The sequence below is a fragment of the Pseudomonas sp. IT-P12 genome, assembly GCF_949767465.1.
Taxonomy (GTDB): domain Bacteria; phylum Pseudomonadota; class Gammaproteobacteria; order Pseudomonadales; family Pseudomonadaceae; genus Aquipseudomonas.
Window position 1 is genome coordinate 133,594 of sequence record NZ_CATKPY010000002.1, and the last position, 13,763, is coordinate 147,356.

Consider the following 13,763-nt stretch of genomic DNA (forward strand, 5'->3'; position numbering starts at 1 on the left):
CTCGGGGAATGTTTCGAGTGTAGACGGGCTATTCGGCGGAGGGAGGCGTGCGGGGGAGTTTTATCTGCAGAAAGCAAAACCCCCGGCCTGGGCCGGGGGTTCTGTGATTACTCGTCGAGGAAGGAGCGCAGGTGCTCGCTTCTCGTCGGGTGGCGCAGCTTGCGCAACGCCTTGGCTTCGATCTGACGAATCCGTTCACGGGTCACGTCGAACTGCTTACCAACCTCCTCGAGGGTGTGGTCGGTATTCATGTCGATGCCGAAGCGCATGCGCAGTACCTTGGCTTCACGGGCAGTGAGGCCGGACAGCACTTCGCGAGTCGCTTCCTTGAGGCTCTCAACGGTGGCGACATCGATCGGCGACTGCATGGTCGAGTCTTCGATGAAGTCACCCAGATGGGAGTCTTCGTCATCACCGATCGGGGTTTCCATGGAGATCGGCTCTTTGGCGATCTTCAATACCTTGCGGATCTTGTCCTCAGGCATTTCCATGCGTTCGCCCAGCTCTTCCGGAGTCGGTTCGCGACCCATTTCCTGCAGCATCTGGCGGGAAATACGGTTGAGCTTGTTGATCGTCTCGATCATGTGCACCGGAATACGGATGGTGCGGGCCTGGTCGGCGATCGAGCGAGTGATCGCCTGACGGATCCACCAGGTGGCGTATGTCGAGAATTTGTAGCCGCGACGGTATTCGAACTTGTCCACGGCTTTCATCAAGCCGATGTTGCCTTCCTGGATCAGGTCGAGGAATTGCAGGCCACGGTTGGTGTACTTCTTGGCGATGGAGATCACCAGACGCAAGTTCGCTTCGACCATCTCTTTCTTCGCGCGGCGGGCCTTGGCCTCACCGATCGACATGCGACGGTTGATGTCCTTGATCTCGGCGATCGACAAGCCGGTTTCGGCTTCGAGTGCGGTCAGCTTCTGCTGGCAACGAATGATGTCCGGCTGCAGGCGAGCAATCGCTTCGGCGTATTTGCTCTTGCCTTTGGCGAGTGCATCGGTCCAGCTTTCGTCGATTTCATTGCCCGGGAACTGGCGCAGGAAGTCGGCACGCGGCATGCGAGCATCACGTACGCACAATTGCATGATTGCGCGTTCTTGCTGACGCAGACGATCCAGGGCGCTGCGAACACGCTCGACCAGGCCTTCGAACTGCTTCGGTACCAGCTTGATCGGCATGAACAGCTCGGCCAGGGCCAACAGCTCGGCGATCGCCAGCTTGTTGTCGCGGCCATGCTTTTTCAGCGCCTTGCGGGTGATTTCCATCTGATCGGCGACAGCGCCAAAACGCTGTGCAGCAACGACCGGATCCGGACCGCTTTCGGCTTCTTCGTCGTCATCCGAGCCTTCGGATTCCTCGTCGTCGGTGTCGTCGTCGGCTTTCTCGGCTTTCGAGTCGACCGGCGGTGGGACTTCCGCAGGCGGTGGGGCAATGCCGTCGTCCGGGTCGATATAACCGCTCAGAACGTCGGACAGGCGGCCACCTTCGGTGGTGACGCGAGTGTACTCGGAGAGAATATGGTCAACCGTGCCAGGGAAGTGCGCGATTGCGCCCATCACTTCACGGATGCCTTCTTCAATACGCTTGGCGATTTCGATTTCGCCTTCACGTGTGAGTAGCTCTACCGTACCCATTTCACGCATGTACATGCGCACGGGGTCGGTGGTGCGACCAATGTCGGTTTCCACCGCTGCCAACGCTGCTGCTGCCTCTTCGGCTGCGGCTTCGTCGGTATCGGCGTCGGCCAGCATAAGGGCGTCCGCATCCGGAGCACTCTCGTGTACGGGGATCCCCATGTCGTTGATCATGCGGATGATGTCTTCCACCTGCTCTGGATCTGAAATATCCTCGGGCAGGTGGTCGTTGACCTCGGCGTAAGTCAGATACTTCTGCTCACGACCCAGTTTGATCAACTCAATAATACGAGACTGCTGTTGCGCTTTTCCGGACATAACACCCTATCCACTGAAGGTCTTGGCGGGCAAAAAACAAGCCGAGGATTATACCTGAGCTGTGACCTCACGCGCCAGTTGAGGTCGGGTTTGATGCGGAAACATTCTGTTTTAAGAGGTCGCGCATCTGTTTTGCGATCTGGATTTGCTCTTCAGCCGATAATCCCGGCTGCCTTGCTTTCTTGATCAGTTCGTCGAGGGTCTGCGTATGTTGACCCGCAGATAACCTAGTAATGGTGTCTAAAAACTGCTGTTCAAGGTTGTCGCCGTCAATCAGCCACTCCTTTTCTGCCAGTGCCCTCAACAAGCGCCCCTGCTCCGTGCCGTGCCAGCGCGCCATCAACTGAATAGAGTTTAGCTGAGGATTTTTCTGCACCGCTTCGATCAGGGCGATCAGTACCTGGGCGTAAACATTGCTTTCGTTGGCAAAATGATCGGCACTCTCGACCTTTCCGGCCAGTTGCGGGTGGTGGATGAGCGTGCGCAAGGCAATCAGCGTCGGCGCTTCCACCGCCACGGGCGTGCGCGGAGCATACTCTTCACGGTCACCCCGCTTGCCGTTTTTGCTCCAGGGTTTCTTGTCCCATTTCTTGCCACCGGCCCCGGGTTTCTTCGGCGTCCATTCCTGCTGTGGCGCGAACGCTTCCTGGGGTTGGTGGAAATCGGCGTAATCGGGCATGGCGTCATAGTCCATGCCGGGGTCGTAGGCTGGCGGCGCCTCTTGCGGTGCGCTGTGTACCAGCTGGCTCACCGCTTCACCGCTCAAACCGGTGATTTCCAGCAGGCGCTGACGCATCAGGGTGCGCAGGTTGGCGCCTGGGACCTTGTCGATCAATGGCGCTGCGAGGGTGGCCATGTGGGCCTTGCCTTCGAGCGAGCGCGGATCGGCCTCTTCGGTCAGTTGCTGGAAGAAATAGTCGGCCAGCGGCTGTGCATGCTGGTTGATTCGAGCGCGGAAAGCGTCGGTGCCCTCCGAACGAATCAGAGTGTCCGGGTCTTCGCCCTCGGGCAGGAACAGGAAGCGTGCGCGGCGACCGTCCTGCAGGCTCGACAGCGTCGCCTCCAGGGCTCGCCACGCAGCGTTGCGGCCCGCCTGGTCGCCGTCAAAGCAGAACAGCACGTTGGGCACGACGCGGAACAGTCGTTTCAAATGCTCTTCGCTGGTGGCGGTGCCGAGAGTGGCAACGGCATTGCGCAGGCCTTGCTGGGCGAGGGCGATCACGTCCATGTAACCTTCGACGACGATGATTTCGTCGAGATTGCGATTGTTCTTGCGCGCTTCGTAAAGGCCGTAGAGCTCCTGGCCCTTATGGAAGACCGGGGTTTCCGGCGAGTTCAGGTACTTGGGTTTGTCATCGCCCAGGACGCGGCCGCCGAATGCGATGATGCGCCCACGGCTGTCGCGGATCGGAAACATCACGCGATCGCGGAAGCGGTCATAGCGTTTGCCGGTTTCGGCGTTTTCGATCAGCAGGCCGGCATCGATCATGGCTTTCTGTTGCAGGGTATCGCTGCTCAAGTGCTTGAACAGGTTGTCCCAGCCGGGTGGGGCGAAGCCAAGGCCGAAGTCCCGGGCGATTTCGCCCGTCAGCCCGCGGCCCTTCAGGTAATCCACGGCGGCTTTGCGCGCTGGATGGCTTTTCAGTGCCTGGCGGTAGAAATCGGCGGCGGCCGTGAGCAGCGGGTACAGCGGCGAATCGGTCGGCTGCCGAGGTTTGCGCGACCTTCCGCTTTCTTCCCTGGGGATTTCCATGCCTGCGGCTTTGGCCAGTTCTTCGACGGCCTGGGGGAAGTCCAGGTTGTCGTGGTCCATGATGAAGCCGAGGGCATTGCCGCCGGCGCCGCAGCCGAAGCAGTAGTAGAACTGTTTGTCGGGGCTGACGCTGAATGACGGGGTTTTTTCTTTGTGAAACGGACAGCAGGCCGTGTGGTTCTTGCCGGCTTTTTTCAGTTGCAGGCGCGAGCTGACCACATCGACGATGTCGGTGCGGTTCAGAAGGTCGTCAATGAAGCTCTGGGGGATTAGCCCGGCCATGGCGTTCTCGTCGTCTGCGCTGAAAGGAATCCCTGGCGATGGGCGGCCGGACGCGGGTCGTTGTTTGAAGCGCGCAAAATGTGCGGCTCGACCAGTGTCGTCTGCGTAATCGCTGTCGGGAATTGTATCTGCCGAAAATCCACTGACGTTAATTCCAATCAGTATTCGACTATTTGAAAGTGTTTCGCTGAATCCGGCGACGACCCGTCATGGGTCTCGGATAGCTCATCATGCGGCACGCAAGAGGTGCCTTGGGCTGATCGTCGTGAGAGGAATCAGTGGGTGTGCTCGTCAGTAGCCTTGAAAGGCTCGTCAGAAATGACGTGCACCGCTGGCAAAAAGCCAGGTCTGACGCAGTGAAGCAGGTTTGTCTCGGTCGCGTGTGCGGCTTTGACGGTGAAGCATCAAGCGTTGTCCGCAAATGCCATTAGCCCGGCTGTAGGCCGGGCTTGGCAGAAGCTTGCGACGGTCGTCTGTGTATTAGTACAGACGAACGGCGCGGCGCTGTTCGCGCTGAACTTTCTTGGCGTGACGCTTAACAGCAGCTGCTGCCTTGCGCTTACGCTCAGAAGTTGGCTTCTCGTAAAATTCGCGGCTACGAACTTCAGCCAGTACACCGGCTTTTTCGCAGGAGCGCTTGAAACGACGCAGAGCTACGTCGAAGGGTTCGTTCTCTTTTACTTTGACGGCTGGCATCCAGAGCTACCTTCATTCATTACCGGGGTCAACATCCTCGCGGCAAAAGAGCACTTGAAGACGTCGGTTTTTAAGGGTTGCGGATGTTAACCCCTCATCGCTCGGAATGCAAAGCCTCTGATCGAAAACCGCTGGTCGGGGCCTCACGCGGCGACTATTATGCGCGCCTTCGAATTCAGCCTAAACAAGGCGCAAACCCATGCTAGTACTGGGATTAGAAACCTCCTGCGACGAAACCGGCGTCGCTTTGTACGACAGTGAGCGCGGCCTGCTGGCCGACGCGCTGTTCAGTCAGATCGACCTGCATCGCGCCTATGGTGGCGTTGTGCCTGAGCTGGCCTCGCGTGATCACGTCAAGCGTATGCTGCCGTTGATTCGCCAGGTGTTGGCCGAGGCTGGCTGCGCGCCGACGGAGATCGACGCGATCGCCTACACCGCAGGCCCGGGGCTGGTGGGCGCGCTGCTGGTCGGTGCTTCCTGTGCGCAGGCCCTGGCTTTCGCCTGGGGTATTCCGGCGCTGGGTGTGCATCACATGGAGGGGCACTTGCTGGCGCCGATGCTGGAGTCGAAACCGCCAGAGTTTCCGTTCGTCGCTTTGTTGGTCTCGGGCGGGCATACGCAACTGGTGCAGGTCGACGGGATCGGCCAGTACACGCTCATGGGCGAGAGTCTCGATGATGCGGCCGGTGAGGCATTCGACAAAACCGCGAAGATGATGGGCCTGAATTATCCCGGCGGTCCGGAAATCGCACGCCTGGCTGCGCAGGGCGTTGCAGGGCGTTTCACTTTCCCGCGTCCGATGTGCGACCGCCCAGGCCTGGCCTTCAGCTTCAGCGGCCTGAAAACCTTTGCCTTGAACACCTGGCAGCAAAGCGTCGGTGCCGGAGACGACAGCGAGCAAGTCCGTTGCGACATCGCGCTGGCGTTCCAGGAGGCCGTGGTGGAGACTTTGACCATCAAGTGCAAGCGTGCCCTGAAGCAGGCGGGTATGAAACGCCTGGTGATTGCCGGTGGCGTCAGCGCCAACAAGGCTTTGCGTGCATCGTTGGAAAAAATGCTCGGCGATATGAAGGGCGATGTGTTCTACGCCCGTCCGGAATTCTGTACCGATAATGGCGCGATGATCGCGTTTGCCGGCTGCCAGCGTTTGCAGGCCGGCCAGCACGAAAGTCTGGCGATCAGCGTGCAGGCACGTTGGCCGATGGAGCAATTGTCGGGGCTATGATGAGCCCGGCTCATGTCCGGCCGCTAAAAATGCCGTTCGCGCCCGGCAAACAGGTCGCGTAGATTGCCGCGATGACGCCAGACGATCAGCCCGGTGAGGGCGCTCATGGGCAGCAGGGCCGCCGGTTCTTGCCAGGCCAGCAGTGGCAGGGTCAACGGCGTGGCGATCAGGGCGGCGAGCGAGCTGGTGCGGGTCAGGTAAAACGTCAGCAGCCAGGCACACACCGCCAGGAGCGCCGCGGGCGGGTAAAGGCCCAGCAACATGCCGGCAGCGGTGGCGACACCCTTGCCGCCGCGAAAGCGAAAGTACAGAGGAAACAGGTGGCCGATGACGGCGCAGACGCCGATCCAGGCCTGTTCTTGCAGCGAAAGGCCGGCAAACCCTGCGATCAGTACAGGCAGCAGGCCTTTGCAGAGGTCGCCGATCAGGGTCAGGATGGCGAGTTTCTTGCCGGCCAGGCGCAACATGTTGGTCGCGCCGGCATTGCCTGAGCCACTCATTCGCGGGTCGGGGTTTCCGGTCAGGCGGCTGAGCAAAATGGCGAAGGACAGCGAGCCGAGCAGGTAGGCGAGAGTCGCCAGTAACCAAAACATGCTAACTATTCCGGGCGGGGACGCCCTGATTCTAACGGCGCATTGCGCCCTTGTCGTGCAGCGGAGAAGAGTGCTTGGACAGAGTGTTTATCGAGGGCCTGGAAGTTGACACCGTGATCGGTGCCTACGACTGGGAGCGAGGGATCCGACAGTGCCTGCGTCTTGATCTGAGCTTCGCCTGGGATAATCGCCCGGCCGCTGCCGGTGATGACCTGAGCCTGGCGCTCGATTACGCCAGTGTTTCCGCGCGGATTCAGGCGTTCGCCGAGCAAGCGCAGTTCCAACTGGTCGAGACTTTTGCCGAGCGCCTGGTGGCGGTGTTGATGAGTGAGTTCAACATCCCCTGGATGCGCCTCAAGCTGACCAAGCCAGGTGCCGTTCCGGCAGCTACCGGTGGCGTGGGCGTGGAGATCGAGCGCGGATGCCGCTGACTCAGGTGTACCTTGGCCTCGGTAGCAATATCGAGCGCGAGACCCATTTGCGGGCAGGCCTGGAAGCCCTGGCGGGCTTTCTGGTGGATATGCGCTGCTCGGCGGTCTTCGAAAGTCAGCCGGTGGGCATCAAGAGCGGCCCGTTTTTCAACTTTGTGGTGTCGGCTTACACCGATCTGCCACTGATGGAACTCGACCGCCGGCTCAAGTTCATCGAAGCGGACAACGGCCGCTATGCGCCGGACCGCAAGGGCTTGCCACTGGACATCGATGTGCTGCTGTTTGGCGATCTGGTGGGTAACTTCGATGGCTTGATTCTGCCGCGTGCGGAAATTCTGAAAAATGCCTTCGTTTTGTGGCCACTGTCACTGATTGCGCCGGATCGGGTGCATCCCGGTGTAGGCGAGAGCTTTGCTGCGCTGTGGGATGAAGCACAGATTGATCAGGTGTTGGCCCCCGTGGCGTTTGAGTGGCGTGGGCAACCGCTGACGCCGTCTAGTCTGCTGCAGGGCTGATATTGCTATCGCGAGCAGGCTCGCTCCCGCTGGGGGGAAGCAAAGCTGCGCGCGAAGCTTTCAGGAAGACGCCGACTCTTTGTAGGCTTTCAGTGCCTTGAGCCGTTCGCGCTTGATCGCGTCTCCCAGCTCTGGTCCCTTGAATCCCTTTTCCAGCAACGGTTGAACCGCAACGCCCCGCGCGGCATCAGCCGCCCCACGCAGGTAATCCGCCTGTGGATAACTTCGTTGTTCCAGTCCTTTGCGGCCCCGCGCATCCATTTCGCACGCGGCAATAAACTCCTCGAATCGCTGCGGTCGACGGTAGACATCGAAACTCTGCAACAGCTCCAGCAGCGTCGACGGCTTCAGTTCCAGCGCTCGGTGGCCATGGGTGTGGTACTGCCCCACCAACAGGGCCAGTTCCTGGCAATCCTTCGGTGCCTTGAAGCGCTCGTTGACAGCCTTGATCAGCTTCAGGCCCTTGTGTTCGTGAGCAATGTGCCGAGGCCACTGGTCTTCAGGCGTCAACCCCTTGCCCAGGTCATGCAGCAGGCAGGCCCAGCGTACGGTCAGGGGTTGCTGATGGCGTGCGGCTTGTTCGAGCACGCTCAAGGTGTGCACGCCGGTGTCGATTTCCGGGTGATGGGCCTCCGGCTGGGGAACGCCGAACAGCGCGTCGACTTCCGGCATCAGCACTTTCAAGGCGTGGCAATCGCGCAGCACCTGAATGAACACCTGAGGCTGGTCTTCCATCAGTGCCCGGGATATTTCCTTCCAGCTGCGTTCTGCGGTCAGTGCCTGCAGTTCCCCGGATTCGCTCAGATGACGCATCAGTTCCAGGGTTTCGGAGGCAACGGTGAATCCCAGCTCGGCATACCGCGCCGCAAAGCGGGCAACACGCAGCACTCGGAGAGGATCTTCGGCGAACGCGGGGGAAACGTGACGTAAGACTCGGGCTTTCAGGTCGCGTTGGCCGTGGTAAGGGTCAGTCAGGTTGTGCTGATCATCTTCGGCCATGGCGTTGATGGTCAGATCCCGGCGAATCAGATCTTCTTCAAGGGTGACTTCGGGGCTGGCGTGAAAGGTGAAGCCGCCATAGCCACGCCCGCTCTTGCGCTCGGTTCGGGCGAGGGCATACTCCTCACCGCTTTTGGGGTGAAGGAACACAGGAAAGTCTGCTCCTACCGGGCGAAAACCCTTGGCGAGCATTTCTTCAGTGGTGGCACCGACCACAACCCAATCGATGTCGGTGACAGGCTTGCCCAGCAGGCGATCACGAACGGCCCCGCCGACTTTATAGATCCGCATAAAAAACCTCCGTTAGCCCGACAGAATAACCTTTGTGTCGAGCTTTCGGAGGCAGAAACCTGAATCAAAGATGAATGACGGCCAGGTCCAGCCGGCCGTAGTCGCCTTCGCTTTGTTCGCTGCGTGGTGGAACGTGGTGGGTTTTCATCACCTGATCTCCTTGCAGGGTTTCCAGGTGAATGTCGAAGCCCCAGAGGCGATGCAGGTGCTTGAGTACTTCCTCGGTGGATTCACCCAAAGGTTTTCGGTCATGTTGCTGGTGCCGGAGGGTCAGGGAGCGGTCGCCGCGGCGGTCGATGCTGTAGATCTGCACGTTGGGTTCGCGATTGCCCAGGTTGTATTGCGCTGCCAGGGTTTCACGGATGGTGCGATAGCCCTCTTCATCGTGGATGGCCGGTACCAGCAGATCGTCCTTCTGGTCGTCATCGAGAATGCTGAACAGTTTCAAATCGCGGATCACTGTCGGTGACAGGTACTGAAGGATAAAACTCTCGTCCTTGAAGCTGCTCATGGCGAACTTGATGGTCGACAGCCAGTCGGTGCCCGCGATGTCCGGGAACCAGCGCCGATCTTCTTCGGTCGGGTTTTCACACATGCGTCGGATGTCGCGGTACATGGCAAATCCCAGCGTGTAGGGATTGATGCCGCTGTAGTAAGGGCTGTCAAAGCCGGGCTGGAAGACCACGCTGGTATGGGACGTGAGGAATTCCATCATGAAGCCGTCGGTGACCAGGCCCTCGTCGTACAGGTCGTTCATCAGGGTGTAATGCCAGAACGTGGCCCAGCCTTCGTTCATCACCTGGGTCTGGCGTTGTGGATAGAAATACTGGGCGATCTTGCGCACGATACGCACGATTTCCCGCTGCCAGGGTTCCAGCAGCGGTGCGTGTTTCTCGATGAAATACAGGATGTTCTCCTGAGGCTCCGCGGGGAAGCGTGCGTTGTCCTTGTCGCTGAATTTGTCGGCGCCCTTGGGGATGGTGCGCCACAGGTCGTTGATCTGTTTCTGCATGTGCTCTTCCCGATCCTTTTGCCGGCGGCGTTCCTCCTCGGCGGAAATCGGGTAGGGGCGTTTGTAGCGATCCACTCCATAGTTCATCAATGCATGGCAGGAGTCGAGCAGGTCCTCGACGGCATCGATACCATGCCGCTCCTCGCACTGCATGATGTACTGCTTGGCGAACACCAGGTAATCGATGATCGAGCTGGCGTCGGTCCAGGTGCGGAACAGGTAGTTGCCTTTGAAGAAGCTGTTGTGCCCGTAGCAGGCATGCGCCACCACCAGCGCCTGCATGCAGATGGTGTTTTCCTCCATCAGGTAGGCGATGCAGGGGTCGGAATTGATCACGATCTCGTAGGCCAGCCCCATCTGGCCCCGGGAGTAGGATTTTTCGGTGCTGAGGAAGTGTTTGCCGTAGGACCAGTGGTGGTAACCCAGTGGCATGCCCACCGAGGCGTAGGCGTCCATCATCTGCTCGGCGGTGATGACCTCGATCTGGTTGGGGTAGGTATCGAGCGCGTAGCGAGCCGCAATACGACTGATTTCACGGTCGTAGGCCTGGATCAGCTCGAACGTCCACTCGGACCCGGTGGAAATGGGTTGGCGCTTCTGCTCTTTGGCGGTCATGTCACTAACCTGCGCTGGAAGAGTTCACGGAAGACCGGATAGATATCCCCGGCCGAGACCAGTTGTTGCTGGGCAAACGTGTCAGAAAAGGCTTCGGCGATGCGCTCGTATTCGAACCACAGTGCCTGATGTTCCCGGGGGGTGATCTCGACGTAAGTGTAGTACTGCACGAATGGCATGATCTGGTTGATCAGGATGTCGCGGCAGATCGGCGAGTCATCGTTCCAGTTGTCTCCATCGGAGGCCTGTGCCGCGTAGATGTTCCATTCGTTAGCCGGATAGCGCTCGGCCATGATCTCCTGCATCAGCTTCAAGGCGCTGGAAACGATGGTGCCACCGGTCTCGCGAGAGTAGAAAAACTCCTCCTCGTCCACTTCCCGGGCACTGGTGTGATGGCGAATGAACACCACGTCGATCTTGTCGTAGTTACGCTTGAGGAACAGGTACAAGAGGATGAAGAAACGCTTGGCGATGTCCTTGGTCGCCTGGGTCATGGAGCCGGACACGTCCATCAGGCAGAACATCACCGCCTTGGAACTGGGGTTGGGCTGCTTGATCAGCAGGTTGTATTTGAGGTCAAAGGTATCGAGGAACGGAACACGGTGAATACGTGCGCTGAGTTTTTCAATTTCCGCTTCGATTTCCTGAATATCGCCGAAGTTGTCTGGTTCATCCCGTTTGAGTCGCAGCAGTTCTTCCTTGGCTTCGCGCAATTTCGCCCGGCTGCTGCCAGACAGCGCAATGCGTCGGGCATGGGCCGAGCGCAAGGTGCGGATGATGTTTATCCGCGAGGGGTTGCCTTCGTTGCTGATCCCTGCGCGCACGGTTTTGAAGGTGTCGGTGCCGCTCAGATTGCGCTTGACCAGATTCGGCAGCTCAAGGTCCTCGAACATGAATTCGAGGAATTCCTCCTGGGTGATCTGGAAGACGAATTCATCCATGCCTTCGCCGGAGTTGCCGGCCTTGCCGGGGCCTCTGCCACCGCCGCCTCCGGGCGGACGGGCAATGTGCTCGCCCGTGGTGAACTCCTTGTTGCCGGGGTGTACGACGGTCTGCTTGCCCCCGCGCCCGTGGTGAAGCACCGGCTCGTCGATGTCGCGGCCGGGAATGCTGATCTGTTCGCCGTGTTCCATGTCGGTGATGGAGCGCCGGCTCACCGCCTCTTCGACAGCCTTCTTGATGTGATCACGGTAACGCCGCAGAAATCTCTGGCGGTTCACCGTGCTTTTGTTCTTGCCATTGAGACGTCGGTCGATCACATAGCTCATAGGCCCCTCCCGGGAACTTCAAGTCGTAAGCTTCAAGCCGCAAGCGAAAGCGCCATTAACGCCCGGGACGGGGGTTCAACTGCGTTTCCCTTGCAGCTCTCGGCTAGAAGCTTTTCGCTGCTTCACTGCGACTTCCGGACCCGCAGGTACCATTCGGAAAGAAGCCGTACCTGTTTGTCGGTATAGCCCCGCTCGACCATCCGTGTAACAAAGTCGTTGTGCTTCTGCTGGTCCTCTTTGCTGGCCTTGGCGTTGAAGCTGATGACCGGCAGGAGATCCTCGGTGTTGGAGAACATTTTCTTCTCGATGACCACCCGCAGTTTTTCGTAGCTGAGCCAGGTCGGGTTCTTGCCGTTGTTGTTGGCGCGAGCCCGCAGTACGAAGTTGACGATTTCGTTGCGGAAATCCTTCGGATTGCTGATGCCGGCCGGTTTTTCAATTTTTTCCAGCTCCTCGTTCAATGCCACGCGATTGAGGATTTCGCCGGTTTCCGGGTCGCGGTATTCCTGGTCCTGGATCCAGAAGTCGGCGTACAGCACGTAGCGATCGAAGATGTTCTGGCCGTATTCGCTGTACGACTCGAGGTAGGCGGTCTGGATCTCCTTGCCGATGAATTCGATATAACGCGGTGCCAGGTACTCCTTGAGGTAACGCAGGTAGCGCTCGCGGGTTTCCGCCTGGAATTGTTCCTGTTCGATCTGTTGTTCCAGCACGTACAGCAGATGCACCGGGTTGGCGGCAATTTCATGGGGGTCGAAGTTGAAGACCTTGGACAGGATCTTGAACGCGAAACGGGTGGACAGGCCATTCATGCCTTCATCGACACCGGCGTTATCGCGGTATTCCTGGATCGACTTGGCCTTCGGATCGGTGTCCTTGAGGTTTTCACCGTCATACACACGCATCTTCGAGTAGATATTGGAGTTCTCCGGTTCTTTCAGGCGAGAAAGCACGGTGAACTGAGCCAGCATCTTCAGGGTGTCGGGTGCGCAGTGGGCCTTGGCCAGCGAGCTGTTGAACAGCAGCTTGTCGTAGATCTTCACTTCGTCGCTGACCCGCAGGCAATACGGGACTTTGACGATGTAGATCCGGTCGATGAACGCTTCGTTGTTCTTGTTGTTGCGGAACGTATGCCATTCCGATTCGTTGGAGTGGGCGAGCAGGATGCCGGTAAACGGAATCGCCCCCAGGCCTTCGGTACTGTTGTAGTTGCCTTCCTGGGTGGCCGTCAGCAAGGGGTGCAGCACCTTGATCGGTGCCTTGAACATCTCGACGAACTCCATCAAGCCCTGGTTGGCCCGGCACAGTGCGCCGGAATAACTGTAGGCATCGGCATCGTTCTGCGGGAATTCTTCGAGCTTGCGGATATCGACCTTGCCCACCAGCGCCGAGATGTCCTGGTTGTTCTCATCCCCCGGTTCGGTCTTGGCCACGGCGATCTGGTTGAGGATCGACGGATAGAGTTTCACCACGCGGAACTGGCTGATGTCGCCACCGAACTCGGCCAGACGCTTGGTTGCCCATGGCGACATGATGGTATTGAGATAGCGCCGTGGAATGCCGAAGTCTTCCTCGAGGATCGCGCCATCTTCGGTGGCGTTGAACAGACCCAGAGGCGATTCGAAGACCGGCGAGCCCTTGATGGCGTAGAAGGGCACCTTTTCGATCAGTTGTTTGAGTTTCTCGGCCAGGGACGATTTACCGCCACCGACAGGGCCGAGCAGGTAGAGAATCTGTTTCTTCTCTTCCAGTCCCTGAGCGGCATGGCGGAAATACGACACGATCTGGTCGATGCATTCCTCCATCCCGTGAAAGTCTTCAAAGGCTGGATATCGACGGATCACCTTGTTGGAGAAGATTCGCGAAAGCCGCGAGTTGGTGGAAGTATCCAGCAGCTCCGGTTCTCCGATGGCCAGCAAGAGACGCTCGGCGGCGGAAACGTAGGCACTGCGGTCCTTTTTGCACAGCTCCAGGTACTCTTGCAGCGAGAATTCTTCCTGGCGTGTGGACTCGAAGCGTTGTTGGAAGTGGCTAAAGATACTCATGACGTCACCTCGCTCGATACGTGGAGCCGACGCCGGATCACTCAGTCGATGCTGGCAGCAACCGAACAGGCAGTTGCTGTTTA

General features: G+C 58.9%; 11 protein-coding genes. 3 read left to right on the forward strand and 8 right to left on the reverse strand.

The window, feature by feature from the left end; translation table 11 throughout:
• Positions 1–107: 107 nt before the first annotated feature.
• The 3 genes from rpoD to rpsU form a co-directional block, all read right to left on the reverse strand.
• Positions 108–1,955, reverse strand: a complete 1,848-nt coding sequence (gene rpoD / locus ACM6IM_RS01460; protein ID WP_201191857.1) for an RNA polymerase sigma factor RpoD — start codon at positions 1,953–1,955, stop codon at positions 108–110.
• A 67-nt stretch (positions 1,956–2,022) separates the two neighbouring features.
• The gene (gene dnaG / locus ACM6IM_RS01465; protein ID WP_414863978.1) at positions 2,023–3,990 is read right to left on the reverse strand and encodes a DNA primase; all 1,968 of its coding nucleotides are present in this window, start codon (positions 3,988–3,990) and stop codon (positions 2,023–2,025) included.
• A gap of 480 nt (positions 3,991–4,470) precedes the next feature.
• Positions 4,471–4,686, reverse strand: a complete 216-nt coding sequence (rpsU, locus tag ACM6IM_RS01470) for a 30S ribosomal protein S21 (RefSeq protein ID WP_002551877.1) — start codon at positions 4,684–4,686, stop codon at positions 4,471–4,473.
• Between the two features lie 199 nt (positions 4,687–4,885).
• On the opposite strand from rpsU, the gene tsaD reads away from it, so the two are divergent.
• Complete coding sequence (tsaD, locus tag ACM6IM_RS01475; RefSeq protein ID WP_192306514.1) at positions 4,886–5,911, forward strand: tRNA (adenosine(37)-N6)-threonylcarbamoyltransferase complex transferase subunit TsaD; 1,026 nt, start codon at positions 4,886–4,888, stop codon at positions 5,909–5,911.
• A gap of 23 nt (positions 5,912–5,934) precedes the next feature.
• Here tsaD and plsY read toward each other — a convergent pair whose 3' ends face one another.
• On the reverse strand, positions 5,935–6,504 hold the full coding sequence (plsY, locus tag ACM6IM_RS01480; RefSeq protein ID WP_109635333.1) for a glycerol-3-phosphate 1-O-acyltransferase PlsY: 570 nt from the start codon (positions 6,502–6,504) through the stop codon (positions 5,935–5,937).
• A gap of 74 nt (positions 6,505–6,578) precedes the next feature.
• Here plsY and folB point away from each other — a divergent pair, with 74 nt between their 5' ends.
• Together folB and folK are read left to right on the forward strand one after the other, a co-directional pair.
• A complete protein-coding gene (gene folB / locus ACM6IM_RS01485; RefSeq protein WP_414863979.1) occupies positions 6,579–6,935 on the forward strand; it encodes a dihydroneopterin aldolase in 357 nt (118 codons plus the stop codon).
• Positions 6,926–7,450 carry a 2-amino-4-hydroxy-6-hydroxymethyldihydropteridine diphosphokinase gene (gene folK, locus ACM6IM_RS01490; protein ID WP_414863980.1) on the forward strand — a complete coding sequence of 175 codons (525 nt, stop codon included), beginning with the start codon at positions 6,926–6,928 and terminating at the stop codon, positions 7,448–7,450. Before folB ends, folK begins: the two co-directional genes overlap by 10 nt.
• A 60-nt stretch (positions 7,451–7,510) precedes the next feature.
• Here folK and ACM6IM_RS01495 read toward each other — a convergent pair whose 3' ends face one another.
• The 4 genes from ACM6IM_RS01495 to ACM6IM_RS01510 form a co-directional block, all read right to left on the reverse strand.
• Entirely contained in the window at positions 7,511–8,740 is a 1,230-nt protein-coding gene (locus ACM6IM_RS01495) for a multifunctional CCA addition/repair protein (RefSeq protein ID WP_414863981.1), read from the reverse strand.
• A 64-nt stretch (positions 8,741–8,804) separates the two neighbouring features.
• The gene (locus ACM6IM_RS01500; protein WP_192306506.1) at positions 8,805–10,367 is read right to left on the reverse strand and encodes a SpoVR family protein; all 1,563 of its coding nucleotides are present in this window, start codon (positions 10,365–10,367) and stop codon (positions 8,805–8,807) included.
• Positions 10,364–11,635 (reverse strand): YeaH/YhbH family protein, encoded by a 1,272-nt coding sequence (locus tag ACM6IM_RS01505; protein ID WP_192306504.1) that lies wholly within the window; start codon positions 11,633–11,635, stop codon positions 10,364–10,366. Before ACM6IM_RS01505 ends, ACM6IM_RS01500 begins: the two co-directional genes overlap by 4 nt.
• A gap of 122 nt (positions 11,636–11,757) precedes the next feature.
• The gene (locus tag ACM6IM_RS01510) at positions 11,758–13,680 is read right to left on the reverse strand and encodes a PrkA family serine protein kinase (protein WP_192306502.1); all 1,923 of its coding nucleotides are present in this window, start codon (positions 13,678–13,680) and stop codon (positions 11,758–11,760) included.
• Positions 13,681–13,763: the final 83 nt, after the last annotated feature.

Bases quoted from the DNA above. Each gene is read 5' to 3' on its own strand.
- rpoD (WP_201191857.1), bottom strand. From the start codon at position 1,955: ATGTCCGGAAAAGCGCAACAGCAGTCTCGTATTATTGAGTTGATCAAA.
- dnaG (WP_414863978.1), bottom strand. From the start codon at position 3,990: ATGGCCGGGCTAATCCCCCAGAGCTTCATTGACGACCTTCTGAACCGC.
- rpsU (WP_002551877.1), bottom strand. From the start codon at position 4,686: ATGCCAGCCGTCAAAGTAAAAGAGAACGAACCCTTCGACGTAGCTCTG.
- tsaD (WP_192306514.1), top strand. From the start codon at position 4,886: ATGCTAGTACTGGGATTAGAAACCTCCTGCGACGAAACCGGCGTCGCT.
- plsY (WP_109635333.1), bottom strand. From the start codon at position 6,504: ATGTTTTGGTTACTGGCGACTCTCGCCTACCTGCTCGGCTCGCTGTCC.
- folK (WP_414863980.1), top strand. From the start codon at position 6,926: ATGCCGCTGACTCAGGTGTACCTTGGCCTCGGTAGCAATATCGAGCGC.
- ACM6IM_RS01495 (WP_414863981.1), bottom strand. From the start codon at position 8,740: ATGCGGATCTATAAAGTCGGCGGGGCCGTTCGTGATCGCCTGCTGGGC.
- ACM6IM_RS01500 (WP_192306506.1), bottom strand. From the start codon at position 10,367: ATGACCGCCAAAGAGCAGAAGCGCCAACCCATTTCCACCGGGTCCGAG.
- ACM6IM_RS01505 (WP_192306504.1), bottom strand. From the start codon at position 11,635: ATGAGCTATGTGATCGACCGACGTCTCAATGGCAAGAACAAAAGCACG.
- ACM6IM_RS01510 (WP_192306502.1), bottom strand. From the start codon at position 13,680: ATGAGTATCTTTAGCCACTTCCAACAACGCTTCGAGTCCACACGCCAG.